At 73.6% G+C, this 21,460-nt stretch carries 18 protein-coding genes; 5 read left to right on the top strand and 13 right to left on the bottom strand.

The genetic code is table 11. From position 1 onward, the window contains the following. Window positions 1-340: 340 nt before the first annotated feature. A complete protein-coding gene (locus tag E6R62_RS36300) occupies window positions 341-1,348 on the bottom strand; it encodes a stage II sporulation protein M (protein ID WP_136217725.1) in 1,008 nt (335 codons plus the stop codon). A gap of 134 nt (window positions 1,349-1,482) precedes the next feature. On the opposite strand from E6R62_RS36300, the gene E6R62_RS36295 reads away from it, so the two are divergent. Beyond that, window positions 1,483-2,445, top strand: a complete 963-nt coding sequence (locus tag E6R62_RS36295) for an RDD family protein (RefSeq protein ID WP_136217724.1) — start codon at window positions 1,483-1,485, stop codon at window positions 2,443-2,445. A 35-nt stretch (window positions 2,446-2,480) separates the two neighbouring features. Here the strand turns inward: E6R62_RS36295 and E6R62_RS36290 are convergent, their stop codons facing one another. The 8 genes from E6R62_RS36290 to E6R62_RS36255 form a co-directional block, all read right to left on the bottom strand. Then, window positions 2,481-3,098, bottom strand: coding sequence for a hypothetical protein (locus E6R62_RS36290; protein ID WP_136217723.1), 618 nt, complete (start codon window positions 3,096-3,098; stop codon window positions 2,481-2,483). Between the two features lie 100 nt (window positions 3,099-3,198). Beyond that, window positions 3,199-4,635, bottom strand: coding sequence for an adenosylhomocysteinase (gene ahcY, locus E6R62_RS36285; protein WP_136217722.1), 1,437 nt, complete (start codon window positions 4,633-4,635; stop codon window positions 3,199-3,201). Between the two features lie 267 nt (window positions 4,636-4,902). After that, a complete protein-coding gene (locus E6R62_RS36280; protein WP_136217721.1) occupies window positions 4,903-5,859 on the bottom strand; it encodes a cation diffusion facilitator family transporter in 957 nt (318 codons plus the stop codon). Window positions 5,860-5,954: 95 nt separating this feature from the next. Next, the gene (manA, locus tag E6R62_RS36275) at window positions 5,955-7,112 is read right to left on the bottom strand and encodes a mannose-6-phosphate isomerase, class I (RefSeq protein WP_136217720.1); all 1,158 of its coding nucleotides are present in this window, start codon (window positions 7,110-7,112) and stop codon (window positions 5,955-5,957) included. Between the two features lie 54 nt (window positions 7,113-7,166). Further along, window positions 7,167-8,300 carry an SIS domain-containing protein gene (locus E6R62_RS36270; protein ID WP_136217719.1) on the bottom strand — a complete coding sequence of 378 codons (1,134 nt, stop codon included), beginning with the start codon at window positions 8,298-8,300 and terminating at the stop codon, window positions 7,167-7,169. Between the two features lie 74 nt (window positions 8,301-8,374). Next, window positions 8,375-8,560: a Trm112 family protein gene (locus E6R62_RS36265; RefSeq protein WP_136217718.1), complete on the bottom strand. Its 186-nt coding sequence runs from the start codon at window positions 8,558-8,560 to the stop codon at window positions 8,375-8,377. 115 nt (window positions 8,561-8,675) lie between these two features. Further along, window positions 8,676-10,046: a phosphomannomutase/phosphoglucomutase gene (locus E6R62_RS36260; protein WP_136217717.1), complete on the bottom strand. Its 1,371-nt coding sequence runs from the start codon at window positions 10,044-10,046 to the stop codon at window positions 8,676-8,678. 89 nt (window positions 10,047-10,135) lie between these two features. Next, window positions 10,136-10,510, bottom strand: coding sequence for a DUF3499 domain-containing protein (locus E6R62_RS36255; RefSeq protein WP_168714295.1), 375 nt, complete (start codon window positions 10,508-10,510; stop codon window positions 10,136-10,138). 284 nt (window positions 10,511-10,794) lie between these two features. Here E6R62_RS36255 and E6R62_RS36250 point away from each other — a divergent pair, with 284 nt between their 5' ends. After that, window positions 10,795-11,178, top strand: a complete 384-nt coding sequence (locus tag E6R62_RS36250) for a metallopeptidase family protein (RefSeq protein ID WP_206308958.1) — start codon at window positions 10,795-10,797, stop codon at window positions 11,176-11,178. Between the two features lie 48 nt (window positions 11,179-11,226). On the opposite strand, the gene E6R62_RS36245 is transcribed toward E6R62_RS36250, so the two are convergent. The 3 genes from E6R62_RS36245 to E6R62_RS36235 all read right to left on the bottom strand — a co-directional run bounded on the left by E6R62_RS36245 (window position 11,227) and on the right by E6R62_RS36235 (window position 16,845). After that, complete coding sequence (locus E6R62_RS36245) at window positions 11,227-12,699, bottom strand: DUF5719 family protein (RefSeq protein WP_136217715.1); 1,473 nt, start codon at window positions 12,697-12,699, stop codon at window positions 11,227-11,229. Next, window positions 12,696-16,370 (bottom strand): glycosyltransferase family 2 protein, encoded by a 3,675-nt coding sequence (locus E6R62_RS36240; RefSeq protein ID WP_136217714.1) that lies wholly within the window; start codon window positions 16,368-16,370, stop codon window positions 12,696-12,698. Before E6R62_RS36240 ends, E6R62_RS36245 begins: the two co-directional genes overlap by 4 nt. Window positions 16,371-16,581: 211 nt before the next feature. After that, on the bottom strand, window positions 16,582-16,845 hold the full coding sequence (locus tag E6R62_RS36235) for a WhiB family transcriptional regulator (RefSeq protein WP_003983763.1): 264 nt from the start codon (window positions 16,843-16,845) through the stop codon (window positions 16,582-16,584). Between the two features lie 642 nt (window positions 16,846-17,487). On the opposite strand from E6R62_RS36235, the gene E6R62_RS36230 reads away from it, so the two are divergent. Genes E6R62_RS36230 through E6R62_RS36220 form a run of 3 tightly spaced genes read left to right on the top strand, consistent with a single transcriptional unit; the run spans window position 17,488 to window position 20,336 of the window. Beyond that, window positions 17,488-18,042 (top strand): cysteine dioxygenase family protein, encoded by a 555-nt coding sequence (locus E6R62_RS36230; RefSeq protein ID WP_136217713.1) that lies wholly within the window; start codon window positions 17,488-17,490, stop codon window positions 18,040-18,042. Between the two features lie 42 nt (window positions 18,043-18,084). Beyond that, window positions 18,085-19,044 (top strand): 2-phospho-L-lactate transferase, encoded by a 960-nt coding sequence (gene cofD, locus E6R62_RS36225; RefSeq protein ID WP_136217712.1) that lies wholly within the window; start codon window positions 18,085-18,087, stop codon window positions 19,042-19,044. Continuing rightward, the gene (locus E6R62_RS36220; protein WP_136217711.1) at window positions 19,041-20,336 is read left to right on the top strand and encodes a coenzyme F420-0:L-glutamate ligase; all 1,296 of its coding nucleotides are present in this window, start codon (window positions 19,041-19,043) and stop codon (window positions 20,334-20,336) included. The genes cofD and E6R62_RS36220 overlap by 4 nt, the downstream gene beginning before the upstream one ends. A gap of 65 nt (window positions 20,337-20,401) precedes the next feature. Here E6R62_RS36220 and E6R62_RS36215 read toward each other — a convergent pair whose 3' ends face one another. Next, complete coding sequence (locus E6R62_RS36215; protein ID WP_136217710.1) at window positions 20,402-21,397, bottom strand: DNA-3-methyladenine glycosylase; 996 nt, start codon at window positions 21,395-21,397, stop codon at window positions 20,402-20,404. Between the last annotated feature and the right edge of the window lie 63 nt (window positions 21,398-21,460).

The following is a 21,460-nucleotide window of genomic DNA, read 5'->3' as shown; positions in this document are numbered from 1 at the left end:
TCGTTTTGTTCTTGCGTTTCCGACTCTATCAGACTCTTTCGTGTCCGATTCCCGGTCGAAGCGGGATTCGCTTTCCAGTTCTCCGCTTTCGCGTTTCCCTTTCCGGCGAGACCGACTCTATCAGAACTTTTCCACCGGATTTCCCGGCTTCGAAGCTTGGGTGATGAGACGGAAGTGCCCACTTGGAATTCAATTCCTGGGGCGAGAGAGATTTTAAACCATCACGTCCGAACCTGACCGGCTCGGGCAACCGTTTGAATCTACCTCCCCGCCGGCACCGTGTCAACAGTGTTTGCGGGACAGGCGAGGAGACTAGCAGCTCCCGGGGTCCCCGCGCACATCAGGCCGCGGTAGGGAGCGTCGCCGTCTGGTCCGCCGCCTCGACGTCGCCGACCTCGCCCGCCCGCGAGGCGCGGCCGCCCAGGACATAGACGTAGGTCAGGAAGGCGGCTTCGGCGGCGACGCCGATGGCGACGCGGGCCCAGGTCGGCAGGCCCGACGGGGTCACGAAGCCCTCGATCAGGCCCGAGACGAACAGGACGACGGCCAGGCCGAGGGCCATGCCGAGGGCGGCTCGACCCTGTTCGGCGAGGGCCGCACGGCGGGTTCGGGGGCCCGGGTCGATGACCGTCCAGCCCAGGCGCAGGCCCGTACCGGCCGCGATGAAGACCGCCGTCAGTTCGAGCAGCCCGTGCGGAAGGATCAGGCCGAGGAAGACGTCGAGGCGGCCGGCGGCGGCCATCAGCCCGATTCCGGCTCCGAGGTTCGCCATGTTGAGGAACAGGATCCACAGCACGGGGAGCCCGAGGAACGCCCCGAGGACCAGGCACACCGCCGCGGCCTGGGCGTTGTTCGTCCAGACCTGCGCCGCGAAGGAGGCCGCGGGGTGGCTGGAGTAGTACGTCTCGTACTCACCGCCGGGGCGGGTCATCCGCTTCAGGTCCTCCGGCGCCGCGAGCGTGGCCCGGACCTCGGGGTGCGTGGCGATCCACCAACCGAGGAGGACGCCGACGGCGACGGACAGCAGCGCCGTCGGTATCCACCAGCGGCGGCTGCGGTAGACGGCCGCCGGGAAACCGACGGTGAAGAATCGGGCCGCGTCGCGCCAGCCCGCCCGGCGGGCGCCGGTGACCGTGGCGCGGGCGCGGGCCACGAGCTGGGTGAGGCGGCCGATGAGGACGGGGTCGGGGGCACTGGACTGGATCAGCGAGAGATGGGTGGAGGTGCGCTGGTAGAGCGCGACGAGTTCGTCGGCCTCCGCTCCGGTGAGCCGTCGGCCGCGGCCGAGGAGCTGTTCCAGGCGTGCCCACTGTGCCTGGTGGGCCGCCACGAAGACGTCGACATCCATCCGGTTTTCCGCTCCCCTGCCCCCGGCCGGCCGCTGCTGACCACCGCCGAGCACCGCCGACTACTGCTGCCGTGGTCAGCTTGGCAGACTGACCGGCACAGGGGTGGGTCAGGTCACGGGAAGGGTGCGCATCAGTGAGCGATCTGGTGACGGGGGACGCGGTCGTCCTGGGGTTGCGGCCGGCGAGGGTGCCGAGCCGGGCGCTGGCGATACTGCTGGACGCGTTCGTCTACGTCCTCGGGTACGTGATCGTGTCGCTCGGGGTGGTGTTCGCGACGGCCTCGCTGGACGAGGCGGCGCGGACGGCCGTGACGGTGGCGCTTTTCCTGCTGGTGCTGGTCGGAGTGCCCATCGCGGTGGAGACGCTGAGCCACGGGCGGTCGTTGGGGAAGCTGGCCTGCGGGTTGCGGGTGGTGCGGGAGGACGGCGGGCCGATCCGGTTCCGGCACGCGCTGGTGCGGGGTGCGATGGGGGTCGTCGAACTGCAGATGACCTTCGGGGCGGTCGCGTGCATCGCCTCGCTGGTGTCGCAGCGGGGACGGCGGCTCGGGGACGTGTTCGCGGGGACGCTGGTGGTACGGGAGCGCGTGCCCGGGGCGCGGGTGATGCCGGTGCCCCCGCCGCCGCCCTGGCTGGCCGGGCGCTTCTCGGGGTTGGACCTGTCGGCGGTGCCCGACGGGTTGTGGCTGGCGGTGCGGCAGTACCTGACGCGGATGAACCAGCTGGACCCGGCGACGGGCGCCGCGATGGCGGCGAAGCTGGCGGACGAGGTGGTGGCGCGGACGGGGACTCCGCCGCCGCCCGGGGTGCCGGCCGCCGCGTTCCTGATGGCGGTGGTGCACGAGCGGCAGACGCGGGACGCGGCCCGGGCGTTCCGGCCCGTCGCCCCGTACGGGGCGCAGCCCCTTCCGTACGGGGCGCGACCCGCCCCCCACGACGTGGGGCCCACTCCTTACGCGCCGCCCCCGGCGTACGGTCCTCCGGTCGTGGCTGCGCCCGCGACGGGGCCGGTGCCTCCTGGGGCGTCCGCCGCCCATGTGCCGCCCGTGGCGCCGCCCGCGCGCAGCGGCGGGACCGGGTTCGCGCCGCCCGCGTGACTCAGGGCCCCGGGTGGTCCGGGAACCGGCCGGGGTCAGTCGGTGAAGGTGGAGGGCGGGGTCTCCAGGTGTTCCAGCTCGACGCCGGGGGCGGAGAGGACCACGTCGCCGGCGATGTGGAGGGTGTGCACCTCGCCGGTGTCGAGGGCGCTGACCCGGTATTCGTCCACCTGGAGCGGGCCGCTGTCGGTGGCGTGTTCCGTGCGGCCGGTCAGGGCCCAGGCCTGGTCGACGGTGCGGGGGGCGAGGACGGGGTCGGTGAGGGCGACCAGCCGGACGCGGGTGGCGGGGGCGCCCGGGGCGAGGCGCAGCAGGCGGGCCGTGGCGATGAGGAAGGCCGGGGACGTGCCGGTGAAGCCGGGGGCGTGGACGTTGCCCTCGGTGGCCTCGGTGCCGGTGGGGTCGGTGCGGACCCAGGTGACGCCGTCGATGGCGGCCCCGCGGACCTGCCAGCTCGCGGCGTTGACCTCCATGCGGATGGGGCGGCCGAGTTCGTCGATGGCCAGGTCCACCGAGCCCCGGTGGTCGCCGTTCGGGGCGATCAGCTGGGAGACGTAGCGCCAGCCGCTCGGCCCGGGGGCGCAGTGGAAGTGCTCCTCGCCGAGCGGGGTGTGGTCGTGCGGGTCGTGGAGCGAATAGCGGCCGCGGGGCATGGGCGCACGTTTCGTTTCTGGGAGGAGACGTCTCGGGTACGGGGCAGGCCCCCGGCGGTGTGCCGGGGGCCTGCCAAGGGCGTTGCGCGATCCGTGGGGATCAGTAGCGGTAGTGGTCGGGCTTGTACGGGCCCTCGACCTTGACACCGATGTAGGCGGCCTGCTCCGGGCGCAGGGTGGTGAGCTTGACGCCCAGCGCGTCGAGGTGGAGACGGGCGACCTTCTCGTCGAGGTGCTTGGGCAGCACGTAGACGTCGGTCGGGTACTCCTCGGGCTTGGTGAACAGCTCGATCTGCGCCAGCGTCTGGTCCGCGAAGGAGTTCGACATCACGAAGGACGGGTGGCCGGTCGCGTTGCCCAGGTTCAGCAGACGACCCTCCGACAGCACGATCAGGACCTTGCCGTCGGGGAACTTCCACGTGTGGACCTGCGGCTTGACCTCGTCCTTGACGATGCCCTCGATCTTCGCGAGACCGGCCATGTCGATCTCGTTGTCGAAGTGACCGATGTTGCCCACGATCGCCTGGTGCTTCATCTTGGCCATGTCCGAGGCCATGATGATGTCCTTGTTGCCCGTCGTGGTGATGAAGATGTCCGCGATCTCCACCACGTCGTCCAGCGTCGCGACCTGGTAGCCGTCCATCGCCGCCTGCAACGCGCAGATCGGGTCGATCTCGGTGACGATCACCCGCGCGCCCTGACCGCGCAGCGACTCCGCGCAACCCTTGCCGACGTCGCCGTACCCGCACACGACCGCGACCTTGCCGCCGATCAGCACATCGGTGGCGCGGTTGATGCCGTCGATCAGCGAGTGCCGGCAACCGTACTTGTTGTCGAACTTCGACTTCGTCACCGCGTCGTTCACATTGATCGCCGGGAACAGCAGGTTCCCCTCGGCCATCATCTCGTAGAGGCGGTGGACACCCGTGGTGGTCTCCTCCGTCACACCGCGGATCTCGGAGGCGAGCTGCGTCCACTTCTGCGGGGACTCGCCGAGGGTGCGGTTCAGCAGGGTGAGGATGTGGGCGTATTCCTCGGAGTCGGCGGTCGCCGGGTCGGGGGCCGCGCCGGCCTTCTCGAACTCGACACCCTTGTGGACCAGGAGGGTGGCGTCACCACCGTCGTCCAGGATCATGTTCGGGCCGCCGGTGGGGGTGTTCGGCCAGGTCAGCGCCTGCTCCGTGCACCACCAGTACTCCTCCAGCGTCTCGCCCTTCCAGGCGAAGACGGGGACGCCCTGGGGGTTCTCCGGGGTGCCGTTCGGGCCGACCGCGATGGCGGCGGCCGCGTGGTCCTGCGTGGAGAAGATGTTGCAGGAGGCCCAGCGGACGTCCGCGCCGAGCGCGACGAGGGTCTCGATCAGCACGGCGGTCTGCACGGTCATGTGCAGGGAGCCGGTGATGCGGGCGCCGGCCAGCGGCTGGGCCTCCGCGTACTCCCGGCGGATCGACATCAGACCCGGCATCTCGTGCTCGGCCAGGGTGATCTCCTTGCGGCCGAACGCGGCAAGGGAGAGGTCTGCGACCTTGAAGTCCATGGGTGCTGCTCCTCATGGTTCGAGAGGGTGGGTACGGCTGGGCCGTGCGCTGGCGCACCAGAGCACTGAGCACAGTCCGTCGGAGGCCCTCTCTCCCCTCGGCCGGTCACGAGGACCGCCCGACCGCCATCAGCAGCGACGCCTGACACTGATGACGAATCTACCCGATCAGGGCCGCGGGCCCCAGTGGGTCGCCGGACGAACCGGTGTCCGGACCGCTCGCTTCCGGGCCCCGGCGGGGGCCCGGGCGCGAGCGCGGCCGTACGGTCAGAGGTTCTTGCCGACGGCGGGGTCGGCGCCGGCCCGCGCGGCGTCCGCCTGGTAGATGTCGGGCTCCAGGTAGATCACCCGGGCGATCGGGACGGCCGCGCGGATGCGGGCCTCGGCGGCGTCGATGGCCCGGGCCACCTCGGTCGCCGTCTCGTCGTGCCGGACGGCGATCTTGGCGGCGACGAGCAGTTCCTCGGGTCCCAGGTGCAGGGTGCGCATGTGGATCACGCGGGTGACGGTGTCCCCGTCGACCGCGGCGGCGAGGATCTTCTCCACCTGCTCGGGGCCGGCGGCCTCGCCGAGCAGCAGCGACTTGGTCTCGGCGGCGAGCACCCCGGCGATGACGATCAGCAGGCTGCCGATGCAGAGGGTGCCGACGCCGTCCCAGACTCCGTCGCCGGTGGCGAGGGCGAGGCCGACGCCGCCCAGCGCGAGGACGAGACCGACCAGGGCGCCGGCGTCTTCGAGGAGGACGACCGGGAGTTCGGGGGCCTTGGCCCGCTTGATGAACTGGCGCCACGTCAGCGAGCCGCGCAGCTCGTTCGACTCCTTGATCGCGGTCTTGAAGGAGAAGCCCTCCGCGACGATGGCGAAGACGAGCACGCCGATCGGCCAGTACCAGGCCTCGATCGGGTGCGGGTGCTTGACCTTCTCGTAGCCCTCGTAGAGGGCGAACATGCCACCGACGGTGAACAGGACGATCGAGACGAGGAAGGCGTAGATGTAGCGTTCGCGTCCGTAGCCGAAGGGGTGCTGCGGTGTGGCTTCGCGCTGGGCCTTCTTGCCGCCGAGGAGCAACAGCCCCTGGTTGCCGGAGTCCGCCAGTGAGTGGACGCTTTCCGCGAGCATCGACGACGAGCCACTGAAGACGAAGGCCACGAACTTGGCTACGGCGATGGCGAGGTTGGCGGCGAGTGCCGCCACGATCGCCCTGGTACCGCCCGACGCGCTCATGGGTGCAGGATGTCCCTTCCTCGGTGCGGCCCACCCGGCCGGGGCCCGCGCTACGGCGGCACATTGTTGCAGGAGCCGCCCCCAGGGACGGTACGTCAGACGACGACGGTCGCGCGGAAGACGGTGCCGGCTCCGGACAGGACGGCGGTCTCGCCGGCGGGGACGAACACCGACTCCCCGGGGGCGAGGGTCAGTTCACCCGCCCGCGGCCGGCCGGCGGTGCAGAGCAGGATCTGGGGGGCGGTGTCCGGGAGGGAGTGGGGGGCGGCCCCCGGGGCCAGGACGTACCGGGAGAGCCGGAATTCGTCGATGGGGGTCTCGTAGACCTCCTCGCCCTCGTCCTCGGGGCGCAGGATGGCCGGTTCGCCGGGTTCGAAGACGACGACTTCGAGCAGTTCGGGGACGTCCACGTGCTTGGGGGTGAGCCCGCAGCGCAGCACGTTGTCGGAGTTGGCCATGATCTCGACGCCGAGGCCGTCGAGGTAGGCGTGCGGGACGCCGGCGCCGAGGAACATGGCTTCGCCGGGCTGCAGGCGTACGTGGTTGAGCAGCATCGCCGCGATGACGCCGGGGTCGCCGGGGAAGTGGTGGACGAGTCCGGCGTACGGTGCGTACGGGCCGCCGAGGCGCTCGGCCGCGGCCGCCGCGTCGGCGACGGTACGGGCCATCTCGGCGCGGTCCGCGGTCAGGACGGCGGTGAGGACCTCGCGCAGGGCCGCGTCGACGGGATGGGCGCGCAGCAAGTCGACGTAGGGCTTGAGGGAGTCGACGCCGAGGCCTTCGAGGAGGTCGGCTGCCTCCAGCGGCGGCCGGAAGCCGCACAACCCGTCGAAGTGCGTGAGGGCGCAGATCAGTTCGGGCTTGTGGTTGGGGTCCTTGTAGTTGCGGTGGCCGGCGTCGATGGGGACGCCGCGGCGCTCCTCGTCCTCGAAGCCCTCCTTGGCGCGGGCGAGGTCGGGGTGGACCTGGAGGGAGAGCGGCGCGCCCGCGGCGAGGATCTTGAACAGGAAGGGCAGCGCGGGGCCGAACTTGGCGACGGCGGCGGCGCCCAACTCGCCCTCGGGGTCGGCGGCGATGACCTCCGACAGGGGCACTTCGCCCGCGCCCCGGTCCACCCGGGACGGCGCGCCGGGGTGGGCGCCCATCCACATCTCGGCTTGCGGCTCACCGGTGGGCTCCACCCCGAGGAGTGCCGGGATCGCGGTGGTCGATCCCCAGGCGTAGGGGCGGATCGGGTTCGTGAGGCGGTCCATCGTCGTCGTCTTCCTGGCTGTGGATCTGGGTGGTGTCGAGGCCCTGTGGGTGCCTCAGCCGTGTGCCCTGGAGGCCAGCGCGAGGTAGGCGGTGGCGAAGTCCGTGACGGCGAGGAGTTCGGCGAGCTGTTCCAGTTCGCCGCCTTCCTCCGGTTCGAGTTCGCTGATGGCCGTGTCGTGGCCGAGGGCGAGTTCCCGGGCGGCCGGCGCCGCGCTGAGGCCGCCCGTGGGTCGGTCGCGCAGCAGGACGACGCGGGCGTGCAGGGCCTGGGGTTCGTCGACGCGGTCGCGGAAGAAGTCGTCGGGGTCGGCGCCGGCGGCGAAGGCCCCGGCGAGCAGGACGCCGTGGGCCGGCAGCGCCTCGGGGAGTTCGGCGGCGAGCGCGGGGCGGCCGGCGAGTTCGGCGAGGGTGGCGGCGAAGCGGCGCCCGGCCGGCCCGGCTCCGGCGCCCTCGCTCCAGATGAGCGGGAGCGAGTCGGCGAGTTCGGTGGCGAGGGTCTTGGCCGGGTTGGAGTAGGTGGCGATCGCGGGTCCGCAGCGTTCGGCGGTGCGGTCGAGCCGGTCGGCGACGCGTTGGAGCGCGTCGGGTGCGGCCGCGACGAGGCCGACCTTGTCGAGCAGTACCAGGAGCGGGGTGAGCAGGGCCCACAGGGCCCCGGGGCCTGCGGCGGCCGATTCGTCGTACTCCTGGTACGGGGCCCTGGCCATCGGTACGAGGACTCCGTGCGCCCCGTCCACGGCCTCGCTCAGCGGGGACCGCTCGGGGGCGACGGCCACGACGGTGCAGCCGCGCCGGTAGGCCTGCTCGGCGAGGACGGCGAGGCCGGGCTCGGTGCCGTCGGTGGTGGCGATGAGCAGCAGGTCGACGGGGCCCGCCCAGCCGGGCAGCGCCCAACGCAGCGCCCCGGCGGCGTGTGCGACGCCGGTGGGGTGCAGGCGGGTGACGGGCGCGGAGGCTCCGGCGAGCGCGCCGAGGAGGTCCGCGACGCCGGTCGCGGCGGTGCCGGGGCCGGCGATCAGCAGGGCGCGGGGGCGGCCTTCGGGCCGCAGGTCACCGAGGCCGGCCTCGGTGGCGTGCCGGGCGGCGGTGCGGACGCGGGCCCCGGCTTCGGCGGCGCCGCGCAGGAGGCCCCGGCGGTCGGCGCGGGCGAGTTCCTCCGGTGCGTCGAGGATGGACTCGTCGAGCATGGCGGCCTCCGGCGGGGTTGACGGCGTGTGCGGTCTGCGCGGGGTGTCGTGGTGCGGGTGGGGCGGCGTGGCGCTCAGGCGGGCCGGCGGGCCTCGTCGACGAGGAGGACCGGGATGCCGTCGCGGACCGGGTACGCGAGACCGCAGTCCTGGCCGGTGCAGATCAGCTCGGGGGCGTCCGCGTCGGCCGACTTGTCCTCCAGGGGCGAGTGGCAGGCGGGGCAGGCGAGGATCTCCAGAAGGCCGGCTTCGAGCGGCATGGTGCGCTTCCCTTCGAACATGCGGTTTGGGCGAGGTCAGCGTACCGCCGGGTCGCTTGGATCGCGGCCCGGCGGTGACGGTGACACAGGGGGTGTGGGACGGTGCCGTCGCGCGTTACGCGCGGACGAGCGCGAGGACCTCATCGCGGACCTTGGTGAGGGTGGCCAGGTCGCGGGCCTCGACGTTGAGCCGCAGCAGCGGCTCGGTGTTGGAGGGCCGCAGGTTGAACCACCAGTCGGCGGTGGTGACGGTGAGGCCGTCGAGCTCGTCGACGGCGACGCCGTCCCGGGAGGCGTAGACGTCCTTGACGGCGGCGGTGCGGGCGGCCTGGTCGGCGACGGTGGAGTTGATCTCGCCGGAGCCGACGTAGCGGTCGTAGGAGGACACCAGGTCGGAGAGGGAGCCCTCCTGGCCGCCAAGGGCCGCCAGGACGTGGAGCGCGGCGAGCATGCCGGTGTCCGCGTTCCAGAAGTCCTTGAAGTAGTAGTGCGCCGAGTGCTCGCCGCCGAAGATGGCCCCCGAGGTGGCCATCTCCTCCTTGATGAAGGAGTGGCCGACGCGGGTGCGCACCGGGGTGCCGCCGTTCTCCCTGACGACCTCCGGGACGGACCAGGAGGTGATCAGGTTGTGGATCACGACGCCGCTGCCGCCGTTGCGGGCGAGCTCCCGGGCCGCGACCAGCGCGGTGATCGCCGACGGGGAGACGCCCTCGCCGCGCTCGTCGACGACGAAGCAGCGGTCGGCGTCGCCGTCGAAGGCGAGTCCCAGGTCGGCGCCTTCGGCCTTCACCCGCGCCTGCAGGTCCACGATGTTCTTCGGGTCGAGGGGGTTGGCCTCGTGGTTGGGGAAGGTGCCGTCCAGCTCGAAGTACATCGGGACCAGCTCCAGCGGCAGGCCCTCGAAGACGGTGGGGACGGTGTGGCCGCCCATGCCGTTGCCGGCGTCCACGACCACCTTGAGCGGGCGGATGCCGCGCAGGTCCACCAGCGACTTGAGGTGCTCCGCGTACCCGGCGAGGGTGTCCTGCTCGGTGATCGTGCCCGCGACGGTGCCGGCGGGGATCTCCGGGGCGCCCTCGTCGGACCACTTCTCCGCCAGCTCGCGGATGGTGGCCAGACCGGTGTCCTGGCCCACGGGCGCGGCGCCCGCCCGGCACAGCTTGATGCCGTTGTACTGGGCCGGGTTGTGCGAGGCGGTGAACATCGCGCCGGGCAGGTCGAGCTTGCCGGAGGCGTAGTACAGCTGGTCGGTGGAGCACAGACCGATCAGGGTGACGTCGACCCCGCGGGCGGCGGCGCCGCGGGCGAAGGCGGCGGACAGGCCGGGCGAGGAGGGACGCATGTCGTGTCCGACGACGATCGCCGTCGCACCGGTCACCTCGACGAAGGCGGCACCGAACAGTTCGGCCAGCGGCTCGTCCCACTCGTCCGGCACGACGCCACGCACGTCGTACGCCTTGACGATGTTCGAAAGATCTGCGGCCACTGCCTGCCCTCCTGAGGGATCCGTACGGTGGGGCAAACCTACCCTGAACGGAGTACCGCGTTTCAGACGAGGCGGGTGGCGGGCGGCCGTCAGTTCTCCGGCGAGCGCAGGACGCGCAGGTGTCCGCGACGGGTCTCGCCCGTGCCCTGGGGGGCGGGTACGGATGTGCCGGTCCCGGCCGCGCGGTCGTGTGGACGGGCGGCCTCCCGCACGGCGTTGGCCAACGCTTCGAGGTCGTCACCGCTGGGACGCGAAGGGGGTCCGCCGTCCGTCAGGCGCACCACTTCCCAACCCCTGGGGGCGGTCAGGCGCTCGGAGTGCTCGGCGCACAGGTCGTAACAGTGGGGTTCGGCATAGGTGGCGAGCGGGCCGAGAACTGCGGTCGAGTCGGCGTAGACGTACGTCAGTGTGGCGACGGCAGGGCGGCCGCACGCGGTGCGCGAACAGCGACGTACAAGGCTCACGACGTTGGACGGTACCGCACTCTTGACCGGGCCGCGACGACTCCGCCCTCGGCCACCCGGCCGTGTCGCCCCGAACGGGCCGGAACCTTGGCCGGATTGTTCGCGGTACGACATCGGTCCGTGACCGGCCCGGGGGCCCTGCCGGGCGCGCGGGCGAGGGCTACCCTGCGGGGGTGACGGACAGCCCGCTGACTCCCCCGAGCCCTCCTGGCCCCTCCTCCGCCGGTTCCACGCCCCCTCCCGCCGAGCCGCGCCCGCGCAGGCGCGATCGGCACGGGCGCGGCATGCGGGGGCCGGTGGCGCCCCCTCAGGTCCCGCTGGCCGCGAGTCGGTCGGAGCTCTTCGGCGACCTGGTGCGCGATTCCGTGGAGCGGCTGGAGCGGCGGTGGCCGCAGCTCGCCGAGGTGGAGTTCGTGGTCGCGGACGTGCCGGGGCCGCCGGGCGGTCCGGAGGGCGGCTGGAACGACGAGGCCGTGCCGCTCGGCGGCATCGCGGAGGCGGCCGAGGGCCGGCCCGCGCGCATCGTGGTGTTCCGGCGGCCGGTCGAGATCCGCGCCAAGTCACGGGACGAGCGGGCGCTGCTGGTCCACGAGATCGTGGTGGAACAGGTGGCGGACCTGCTGGGGCTCTCCCCGGAGATCGTCGATCCGCGCTACGGCCAGGACTGACCCCCAAACGGGCCCCTGTCGGAGCGGGACGCCCGGGACGGGCCCCTCCTAGAGCAGGACCCCCGGGTCCTGCGACGGCTTGGGCACGGCCACCGTCGAGTGGTCGTCGGAGAACGGCTGGACGGTGAACATGGGGATGCCGTCCTGCGGCAGCGTCAGGGTCCGTGAGGCGTGGACCGGCCCGCCGGAGAGGGTCTCGATCGTCAGGGCGTACGTCCCCTTGGCGCCGGTCGGGGCGGGGGGCGGGGAGAGGGCCTGGGTGGTTCCGGCCTTGACGGTGACTTCCCGGACGGCCGCTTGGCCGCCCTCGGTGCCCGGCGAGGCGGTGACCCGCACCTTCGCGTCGGAGCCGACCGCCGTGAGGGACAGGACGGTCGCCTTGTCGTCGGCGCGGTTGTCCGCGACCGTCGCCCGCGCGCCGACGGGGGAGGTCGCCGGGAGGAAGCCCAGCTCCTGCTTGGTGCCGCTGCCGCGCACCACCCGTACCGCCGCGACGACCGGTACGGGCTTCTTCGGGTCGGCCGGGGCCAGCAGCAGCGACCCCGCCTCGCCGCGTGTCACGTCCTTGAGGTCCACGCTCGCCGTCATGCCGGCCTTGACGTGCAGCTGCTCGTTCCCGGCCGGGGTGAGGGTGCCGCCCGGTCCCGCGAGGCGGAGCCTCAGGTCCGCGTCGTCCGCGCCGGGCGCGTAGGCGATCAGCCGTACGGAGGTGGCGTCGGCCGGGATGCCGGGCAGGACCAGCGACCCGGCCGGGTCGGCGGAGGCCGGCAGCCAGTCGGCGCCCACGCCATCCTCGGAGATCTGCGCGGAGGCGCCGACCCGGCCCGAACCGGTCGTGACGTGCGCGGTGACGTCGGCCACCTGCGTGTCGGGGACGAGTGGGGAGAGCAGGACGCGGGCGGTGGAGTGGGGGTCGACCTGGAAGACGCGGTCGGGGGTGCCCGGCTTGTCCTTGAGCAGCCCGTCGGGGCCGTAGAGCTTGATGTCCACCTCGGCGACCGTGTCGTCTGGGTTGGTGAGGTGGATGTAGTCCTGGCGGCCCTTGGCGGTGCTCACGCCGGGGAACCAGAAGTCGGTCCCGGGCGCGGTGCAGCCGACCCCGAGCAGGCCCCGCGTCTGGCCGACCGCGACCTTCGTCGTCTGCCCGGCGGTCCACCCGGGGGCGAGGTCCCCGCTCGCGACGCCGGTCAGCGCGGGTGCCTCGGCGCCGGAGGCGGTCGCGCCGACGGGCTTGCCCGGCTCCTTCGGTTCCAGGACCGCCTTGCCGTCCTTGGTCGCGAGCCGGGCCGAGCCCTTGCCCCGGGCCGTGCCGGGGGTGATCGAGGTGTACGTGGTCTCCGCGATGTCGGAGGAGCTGGGCGCGGGGCATACCAGCACGGACTGCTCCACCGGCATCCGGGACGCTGCCGCGTGCTTGCCGTCGGCCGGGGCGGCCGCCGGGGTGGTGAGGGAGGCGAGACCGGTGACGGCGGCCAGTGCCGCCGCGACGACCGCCGGCGTGAGGAGGGCGCGCTGCTTCACTGCTGGGGGCTCCCGTCCGGACGCGGGTCGTGCTGTCCGTAGGTGTACGGCGGTTGTTCCTGCTGATGCGGTTGCGGTTGCTGTTGTTGCTGCTGCTGCTGGAACGGGTCGTAGGGCTGCTGGGGGTAGGGGTACGGGTACGGCTCCGCGTACGGCTGCTGCTGCTGTTCGTACGGGTAGGCCTGGTAGGCGTACGGGTCCTCCCCGGGCGCCTGCTCCGCGTACCCCTGGTCGCCGTAGCCCTGGTCCGCGTAGGACCGGCCCCCGTAGCCCTGCTCTCCGTATCCCTGGTCCCCGTACGTCGGCTGCGCCGGGATCTGGGCGTACGGGTCGGCGGCTTCGGCGGCGGGTGCCGGTGCCTCGGCCCCCGTCTCCGCTCCGGCGCGCAGCCGGCGCGCGCGTCGGCCCTCCCCCGGGCCGGACCGGTCCGCGGCGGCGGGCTCTTCCTCCGGGAGGTCGTCGTCGAGCCGGGCCCGGCGGCCCGGGAGGGCCAGTACCAGGAGCAGCAGGGCGAGCAGGCCCTGAGCCCAGTGCCAGGCGTCCCGGGCGAGGGAGTCCCGGTAGACGAGGTCCAGGCGGCCGCCCTTGGCGGGGAGTTCGAATCCCTGCGCCCAACCGTCCAGGGTCTTGGCCTTGAGGGGCTTGCCGTCGAGGGTGGCCTGCCAGCCGGGGGCGGCCCGGTCGGCGATCCGCAGCACCCGGCCCTCGTCCCCCGCCGGGATCTTGGTGTGGGCCTCGACGGGCTCCGCCTCGACGGCGATGGGCGCCTGTCCCTGCTTGCCGGGGACGATGACGGCGCGGGCGAGGGAGCGTTCGACCTCCCAGACGGCGGTGCCGTCGTCCTGACGGCCCGACTTGAGGCCGGGGGTGGCGTCGAGGACCTGCCGGAACTGTCGCGGTCCGTCGGCGGGCAGGACGATGTAACGGATGGCGAAGCCGCCCAACTGCGCGGACTGGTCGGCGCCGGAGCCGGAGACCAGGCTGGACACCACCTTCGACAGGCGGGGTTCGGCGCCCGCCTCGGCGAGGAGTTCGGCGTCGCCCAGCCGGGCGCCCGAGCCGCGCACCAGGGCGTAGGACACGGTGGCGGACGAGGTCCCGCCCAGCACCAGGGTGCGGCTGCGGTTGCTGTCGTCGGCCTGGGCGGCGACGAAGGCGGGCACCTGGACGGGGTCGCGGCGCCGGAGGGGTCCGTCGGCGCCGGACACCATCCAACCGGCCGCGGTGAGCAGCGGGCCGGTGACGGCGCCGAGCGCGATGAGGGCGGCCACGGGCTGGCGCCAGCCGAAGCTGCGGGCGGCGACGCGTTCCTTGGCGCCGTCCGCGCCGACCACGGCGGCAGCGAGCAGGGCGAGTCCGTACACGAGGGTGGCGGGGCCGGCCCAGGCGTCGCGGTTGACCAGGACGGCGAGGAGCAGCGCGGCCAGGGCGGTGGTCCAGGCGGCCAGGACGGCCAGGCGCCGGTCGGCGCGCAGCAGGGCGGCGAGCGCGGCGAGTACGACGCCGAGCAACAGGGTGGCGGCGGGGGTACCGGGGCCGCCGGGACCGGCGCCGAGCAGGTCGAGGGGGGTGGCGGAGCCCGAGCCGAAGGGCAGGCCGGCCTCGCGCAGGAAACGGCCGGGGTGCGTGAGCAGGCCCAGGGACCAGGGCGCGAGGGCGAGGAGGGGTACGGCGAGAACGGCGAGCAACCGGAGCGCGTACGCGGCGCGGCGTGCGGGGCGGGTGAGGAGTGCGGCGGCGCCGAGGACCGCGGCGAGCGGCCAGACGACGGGGGTGAAGGCGGTGACCAGGGTCAGCAGGAGGGTGGTGGTCCACACCGCGCGCCGGCCGCCGGTCCCGTCGCCGCCCTCCCCGCCGTCGGGGGTCGCGGCGGGCGCGGCGAGGCCGAAGGCGGTGGCGGCGGAGCGGGCGAGGGGCGGGAGCAGGATGGCGAGGACGGTGGTGGCGAGACGGCCGGCGGCGAGCGCGCCCGTCACGGCGGGCAGGAAGGCGTAGGCGACGGCGCCCCAGGCGCGCAGCAGCCGCGATTCGACCAGCGGCCGGGAGGCGAAGTAGGCGGTCAGTCCGGCCAGCGGCACCGAGCAGACGAGCAGCAGGGTGAGGGCGGCCTGGGCGGAGCCGAACATCAGGGTGGCGACGGCGCCGAGTACGGCGAGGTAGGGCGGCGCGCCGGCGGTGGTTCCGGTGCCTACGGGCTGCCAGTCGGAGGTGTAGGCGCGCCAGAGGTCGAGGCCCCGGTCGGGGGCGGGCAGCAGGGCGCCGCCCATGAGGGAGCCGCCGAAGAGCAGGGCGCGGCAGGCGACGAGGGAGACGAGCAGGAGCAGCGCGAACAGGACGGGGGCGGGGTTGCGGGCGAGCCGCTTGAGCCGCCCGAACTGTTCGATCTCCAGGTAGTCGGCGTCTTCGGAGCCCGGTTCGAGGGGGGCGGTGGCGGCGCCGTGCCGGCTCGCGCCGGCGCTGTCGGTGGCGCCGTCCGCGCCGAAGTACCCGGCGAGCTGTTCGGCGTTGGCGCGCACGGTGGAGCCGGGTGGCGGGAAGAGCGGGCGCAGCTCGGCGGCGGGGACGGCGGGGCGGCGGCGGGCCTTGCGGGCGGCGAGGATCCGGCCGGGGCGCAGCAGTGTGGCGAGCAGCCCGGTGAATTCGTCCACGGCCTGCCCGGGGGCCTTGCCGATGAGGTAGCCGAGCGTGCGCAGCAGCGTGCCGACGATCAGCCGCAGGAGTACGTAGGGCAGGGCGCGGCCGGAGGAGTTGGCCAGCACGGTGTAGACGGCGCCGGCCTTGTCGACGCGGTGGGGGCTGACGGCGGAGCGTCCGGCGCAGTCGACTGTGCGGCGTTCCCGGGCGGCGGCCTCGGCGTGCCGCATGACGGCGTCGGGGGCGACGAGGACGGTGTGTCCGGCGCTGTGGGCGCGCCAGCAGAGGTCCACGTCGTCGCGCATGAGCGGCAGGCGGCGGTCGAAGCCGCCGAGGGCGTCGTAGACGTCGCGGCGTACGAGCATGCCGGCGGTGGAGACGGACAGGACGGGGCGGATCTGGTCGTGCTGGCCCTGGTCCTGTTCGCGCCGGTCGAGGCCGGTCCAGCGGCGGCCGCCGCGGGCGATGGTGACGCCGGCTTCGAGGAGTTGTCGTTTGTCGTACCAGCCGCGCAGTTTGGGGCCGATGACGGCGGCGTCGGGGTTCTCGTCGGCGACGCGCAGCAGTTCCGTGAGGGCGTCGGCTTCGGGGGCGCTGTCGTCGTGGAGCAGCCAGAGCCACTGGACGGGCTCGCCGTGCGGGAGTTCGGGGAGGTCGTAGGCGTCGTCGCGCCAGGTGCGGCTGACGGGGTCCCAGCCGCTGGGGCGCGTGAGGTACGGGAGGTCATCGAGGGTGGGTGCGCCGGCCGTGCGGGCGGCTTCGTCCACGGCGGTGCCGAACCCGGTGCGGCGGGCGAGGTGGAGGACGTTGTCGGGGCCGAGGGCTTCGGTGAGCAGGCGCGCGGAGTCGTCGGAGCTGCCGGTGTCGGCGGCGACGTGGCGCTGCGCGGGGCGTTCTTGGGCGAGGAGGCCCGCGAGGGTGCGGGGCAGCCAGCGGGCGCCGTCGTGGGCGACGAGGACGGCGGTGACGACGTGCCGGGGGAACTCGGGGGTGCCGGCCGCCTGATGGGAGGCCGTCGAGCTGCTGTGCGGGGACATCGCGGTACGGGCCCTCCGACCGTGGGGGGTTCCCCCGGGACGGGTCCTGGGGGAGGTCCGGGGGTGGTGTGCCCTCGGAGGCTGCTGGACAGCGCCCCACACTAACGGCTGGGAACACGGCGGTCCGCCTCCTGCGGGGAAGGTGCGGGAGGCGGACCGTCGGCTTGGTTCGCTATGCGGTTGACCGCGTCCGTCCGGTCGTGGAGCAGGCTCAGACGGCGGCCTTCTTCAGGCGGCGTCGCTCGCGCTCGGAGAGGCCGCCCCAGATGCCGAATCGCTCGTCGTTGGCGAGGGCGTACTCAAGGCATTCGGAACGGACCTCGCAGGCGAGGCAGACCTTCTTGGCTTCGCGGGTGGAGCCGCCCTTCTCGGGAAAGAAGGATTCGGGGTCGGTCTGGGCGCACAGAGCGCGCTCCTGCCATCCGAGCTCCTCGTCCGCCTCCTCGACCAGCAGTTCCTGAAACAGCTCGGTCATGTGCGCCCCTCGCTCTGTCTGTGCGTCCCCGTGGTGTTGCCGTTACTGATCGCTACGTAACGACACGAGTGAAATTACAAGTGCGTGGCTCCGGAGCAGTCAAGCCGGGGTCTGCTATTGGGCCCCTTATTCACTCTGCGGAACCAAGCGAATGCATTAAGTGTTCATATCGCCAAAAATCGTGACACATGCCACAGGTGCCGCGAAGCTACCGCTCTCACTCGTAGCCCACGCGTCACTCCGGTGTGTGGTTGCGATCCGGTCGAAGATGCGTCGGGGATCACATTCCGGTCACGAGTGGCGCCATGAGGTTTGAGGTCGTACGGAAGGGCCATACCCAGCGCCACATGCCCTGGTCCTGACTGCACAAACCTTTCTCCGGACGCAGTAACCGGATGAGGTGAATCTTTTCGGCCATTCCGGACATCGGGTTGACAGTCGCGCCCCGTGGCCGTTCTCCTTGTACGCATGTCAGTGCCCGCAGCCACCACCCGGACCCCCATTCGTGGGTTCCTGTGCGCTGCCCAGGTTCGCTGTCGCTGTTGCTGCTGTTGATGCCTCCGGAGCCCCTGCTCCCCTGAGCAATCCGGCTACCCCCACAGCGACCGCCAGCACGACTGACATCCGTCGAGGACTCCCCCGATGAACAGCACCCCGAAGACCGGCGCCGCGCAGGCCGACGCCGCGCGCACCGCCGCCCCCGCCCCGGTCGAGAGCGACCTCCAGATCGCCGGCGACATCCTCTCCGTACAGCACCTGCTCCAGCCCGCCCGCGAGCACCCGGCCACCGTCGCCGAGTTCGTGGGCCTCGCCCGCTCCATCGCCGCGGACCGCGACCAGTGGGAGCACCTGGTCCGGTACGACGCCACCACCCGCTGGTACCACCGCCTGCGCACCGGCCCCGGCTACGAGGTGTGGCTGCTCAGCTGGGTCCCCGGCCAGGGCAGCGGCCTGCACGACCACGGCGGCTCCTCCGGCGTCCTGACCGTGCTGGAGGGCGAGCTCACCGAGCACGGCCCGCGCGGCCCGCTCCCCCTCGCCGCCGGCGCCCAGCGCGTCTTCGCCCCCGGATACGCCCACGACGTCGTCAACGACACCCTCGACGGCGCCGTCAGCCTGCACGTCTACTTCCCCGGCCTGACCGAGATGCCCATGCACGGTTGCTCCACGGCCCGGCCCGAGGCGCTGTCCGTCTGACCGGCCCTCCGGTCGGCCGCGGCGCCTGACAGACTGCGCTGCATGCGCATTGTTGTTCTGGCCGGCGGTATCGGCGGCGCCCGTTTCCTCCGCGGACTGAAGTCCGCCGTCCCCGAAGCGGACATCACGGTCATCGGCAACACCGGTGACGACATTCACCTGTTCGGGCTCAAGGTGTGCCCCGATCTGGACACGGTGATGTACACCCTCGGCGGTGGCATCAACGAGGACCAGGGCTGGGGCCGCACCGAGGAGTCCTTCACCGTCAAGGAGGAACTCGCGGCGTACGGGGTCGGACCCGCCTGGTTCGGCCTCGGCGACCGCGACTTCGCGACCCACATCGTCCGCACGCAGATGCTCGGCGCGGGCTACCCGCTCAGCGCCGTCACCGAGGCCCTCTGCGACCGCTGGCGGCCCGGCGTACGCCTGCTGCCCATGTCGGACGACCGCGTCGAGACGCACGTCGCCCTCTCCGATCCCGAGACCGGTGAGCGCAGGGTCGTCCACTTCCAGGAGTACTGGGTCAAGATGCGCGCCTCGGTCGACGCGGAAGCCGTAGTGCCGGTCGGCGCCGAGCAGGCCAAGCCCGCGCCCGGCGTGCTGGAGGCCATCGCGGCCGCCGACGTGATCCTCTTCCCGCCGTCCAACCCTGTCGTCTCGGTGGGGACCATCCTCGCCGTGCCCGGCATCCGGGAGGCCGTGGCCTCCGCCGAGGCGCCGGTCGTCGGCCTCTCCCCCATCGTCGGGGGCGCCCCCGTGCGCGGGATGGCCGACAAGGTGCTGGCCGCGGTCGGCGTCGAGTCCACCGCCGCCGCCGTCGCGCTGCACTACGGGACCGGGCTGCTGGACGGCTGGCTCGTCGACACCGCCGACGCGGACGCCGTCGCGGAGGTGGAGGCCGCCGGCATCACCTGCCGCGCCGTGCCGCTGATGATGACCGACACCGCCACCACCGCCGAGATGGCCCGGGCGGCGCTGGACCTGGCGGAGGCCTCCCGGTGAGCGTGCCCTCCTACGAGGTGCGCGCGGTCCCCGGGATCGCGGAGGTCCGACCCGGCGACGACGTCGCCCGGCTGATCGCCGCCGCCGAGCCCGGGCTGCGGGACGGTGACGTCCTGCTGGTCACCTCGAAGATCGTGTCCAAGGCGGAGGGGCGGATCGTACGGGCCGACTCGCGCGAGGAGGCGATAGACGCCGAGACGGTACGGGTCGTCGCCCGCCGCGGCGCCCTGCGCATCGTCGAGGACCGGCGCGGCCTGGTGATGGCGGCCGCCGGCGTGGACGCCTCGAACACGGAACCCGGGACGGTCCTGCTCCTGCCCGAGGACCCGGACGCCTCCGCGGCCGCGATCCGGGAGGGGCTCAGGGAGGCGCTCGCGGTGGACGTCGGCGTCATCGTGACGGACACCTTCGGGCGACCCTGGCGCAGCGGCTTGACGGACGTGGCGATCGGCGCGGCCGGGGTGCGCGTACTGGACGACCTGCGGGGCGGTTTCGACGCGCACGGCAACCCGCTGAGCGCGACGGTCGTCGCCACGGCGGACGAACTCGCCGCCGCCGGCGACCTCGTCAAGGGCAAGGCGGCCGGGCTGCCCGTGGCCGTCGTACGCGGACTGCCCCATCTGTTGGGCGAGGGCTCCTCGGCGGCGGACCTCGTCCGCGCGGCGGCCGACGACATGTTCCGGCTCGGCACCTCGGAAGCGGTACGGGAGGCCGTGACGCGGCGCCGTACGGTACGGGCCTTCACGGCGGAGCCGGTGGACCCGGGCGCGGTCCGGCGCGCGGTGGCGGCGGCGGTGACGGCCCCCGCGCCGCACCACACGACGCCGTGGCGGTTCGTGCTGCTGGAGTCGGCCGCGGCGCGCGGGGAACTGCTCGACGCGATGCGGGACGCGTGGATCGCCGACCTGCGGCGGGACGGGAAGTCGGAGGACTCCATCGCCAAGCGGGTGCGGCGCGGGGACGTGCTGCGGGCCGCCCCGTACCTGGTGGTGCCGTGCATGGTGACGGACGGCGCGCACGACTACGGGCACGCGCGGCGCGACGCGGCGGAGCGCGAGATGTTCGTGGTCGCCATGGGCGCCGGCGTGCAGAACTTCCTGGTCGCGCTGGCCGGGGAGCGGCTGGGCTCGGCGTGGGTGTCCTCGACGATGTTCTGCCGGGACGTGGTGCGCAAGGTGCTGGCGCTGCCGGAGGGATGGGACCCGATGGGGGCGGTGGCGGTGGGCCACCCCGCGGCGGCCCCGGCCGAGCGCCCGGCGCGGGACGCGGAGGCGTTCATCGAGGTCCGCTGACCGGCCCGGGCCGTCGGGGCCCGGTCCTCCGGGGCCGGGTCCGAATCCGGGGGCGCCGGGGCGCGCTACAGCTTGCCGATGTCCGTGCGGTACATGCGCGGGGCCCGGCGGGGCGGGGCGTGCCCGGCGAGCAGGACGAGGCGGGCGGCGCGGTGGCGCTGGCCCGCGTACGGGGCGAGGAGCTCCAGCATGACGGCGTCGTCGGCGTCCCGGTCCCCGGCCAGGGCGTAGCCGATGATGCCGGGCAGGTGGAGGTCGCCGGTGGTGACGGCGTCGGGGGCGCCGTTGCTGCGCTGGAGGGTCTCGGCGGAGGTCCACGGGCCGATGCCGGGCACGGCCTCCAGGCGGCGCGCCGCCGCGAGGGGTTCCATGGCCGCCGCCTCCTCCAGCCGGTTCGCGACGCGGGCCGCGCGCAGGATGGTGGCGGAGCGCTTCATGTCGACACCGGCCTTGTGCCAGTCCCAGGAGGGGATCAGGGTCCAGGTCCGCGCGGAGGGCATCACGTACAGGTCCTGGCGAGGGCCGGGGGCGGGCTCGCCGTACTGGCGGACCAGGCGGCGCCAGGCGCGGTAGGCCTCGTCGGCGGTGACCTTCTGCTCCAGCACGGTCGGGACGAGGGACTCCAGCACCAGGCCGGTGCGGGTCAGGCGCAGGCCGGGGCGGCGGCGGTGGCTGCTGTGCAGGAGGCGGTGGCGGGGGACGAACGCGGCCGGGTCGTCGTCGGCGCCGAGCAGGGCGGGGAGGGTGTCGAGCGCCCAGGCCGCACCGGGACCCCAGGCCTCGGCGTGCACCTCGTGGGCGGCGGCGGCGACGCGGAGGGTGGCCGGGCCGTCGGGGGTGCGGCTGGTCTTCCAGACGGAGCCGTCGGGGGTGGTGCGGAAGGTGGGGTCGGCGGGGCCGCGGCGGAGGGGGCCGAGGGTGAGGCCGAGGTCGAGGGGGCCGGGCGGGGCCCAGACCCGGCTCCGTCCGCCGGCTCCGACCCGGCGCCCGGGGCCCGCGGGCACGCCGGTGCGCCCGCCGCGGGCTGCGGTGGGGGTGAGGGGATCGAAGCGGCCGGCCACGCCCCGAGCCTATCCCGCGCCGCGGGGGGCGGCCCCGGCCCGCGGGGCGGGGGCGCCGCGGGG

The sequence above is a fragment of the Streptomyces sp. A1136 genome (assembly GCF_004795055.1).
GTDB lineage: Bacteria > Actinomycetota > Actinomycetes > Streptomycetales > Streptomycetaceae > Streptomyces.
Note: the sequence above shows the minus strand (reverse complement) of the source record. Positions and strands in the feature narration are given on the sequence as shown.

Bases quoted from the DNA above. Each gene is read 5' to 3' on its own strand.
- E6R62_RS36300 (WP_136217725.1), bottom strand. From the start codon at position 1,348: ATGGATGTCGACGTCTTCGTGGCGGCCCACCAGGCACAGTGGGCACGC.
- E6R62_RS36290 (WP_136217723.1), bottom strand. From the start codon at position 3,098: ATGCCCCGCGGCCGCTATTCGCTCCACGACCCGCACGACCACACCCCG.
- ahcY (WP_136217722.1), bottom strand. From the start codon at position 4,635: ATGGACTTCAAGGTCGCAGACCTCTCCCTTGCCGCGTTCGGCCGCAAG.
- E6R62_RS36280 (WP_136217721.1), bottom strand. From the start codon at position 5,859: ATGAGCGCGTCGGGCGGTACCAGGGCGATCGTGGCGGCACTCGCCGCC.
- manA (WP_136217720.1), bottom strand. From the start codon at position 7,112: ATGGACCGCCTCACGAACCCGATCCGCCCCTACGCCTGGGGATCGACC.
- E6R62_RS36270 (WP_136217719.1), bottom strand. From the start codon at position 8,300: ATGCTCGACGAGTCCATCCTCGACGCACCGGAGGAACTCGCCCGCGCC.
- E6R62_RS36265 (WP_136217718.1), bottom strand. From the start codon at position 8,560: ATGCCGCTCGAAGCCGGCCTTCTGGAGATCCTCGCCTGCCCCGCCTGC.
- E6R62_RS36250 (WP_206308958.1), top strand. From the start codon at position 10,795: ATGCGGGGGCCGGTGGCGCCCCCTCAGGTCCCGCTGGCCGCGAGTCGG.
- E6R62_RS36240 (WP_136217714.1), bottom strand. From the start codon at position 16,370: ATGTCCCCGCACAGCAGCTCGACGGCCTCCCATCAGGCGGCCGGCACC.
- E6R62_RS36235 (WP_003983763.1), bottom strand. From the start codon at position 16,845: ATGACCGAGCTGTTTCAGGAACTGCTGGTCGAGGAGGCGGACGAGGAG.
- E6R62_RS36230 (WP_136217713.1), top strand. From the start codon at position 17,488: ATGAACAGCACCCCGAAGACCGGCGCCGCGCAGGCCGACGCCGCGCGC.
- cofD (WP_136217712.1), top strand. From the start codon at position 18,085: ATGCGCATTGTTGTTCTGGCCGGCGGTATCGGCGGCGCCCGTTTCCTC.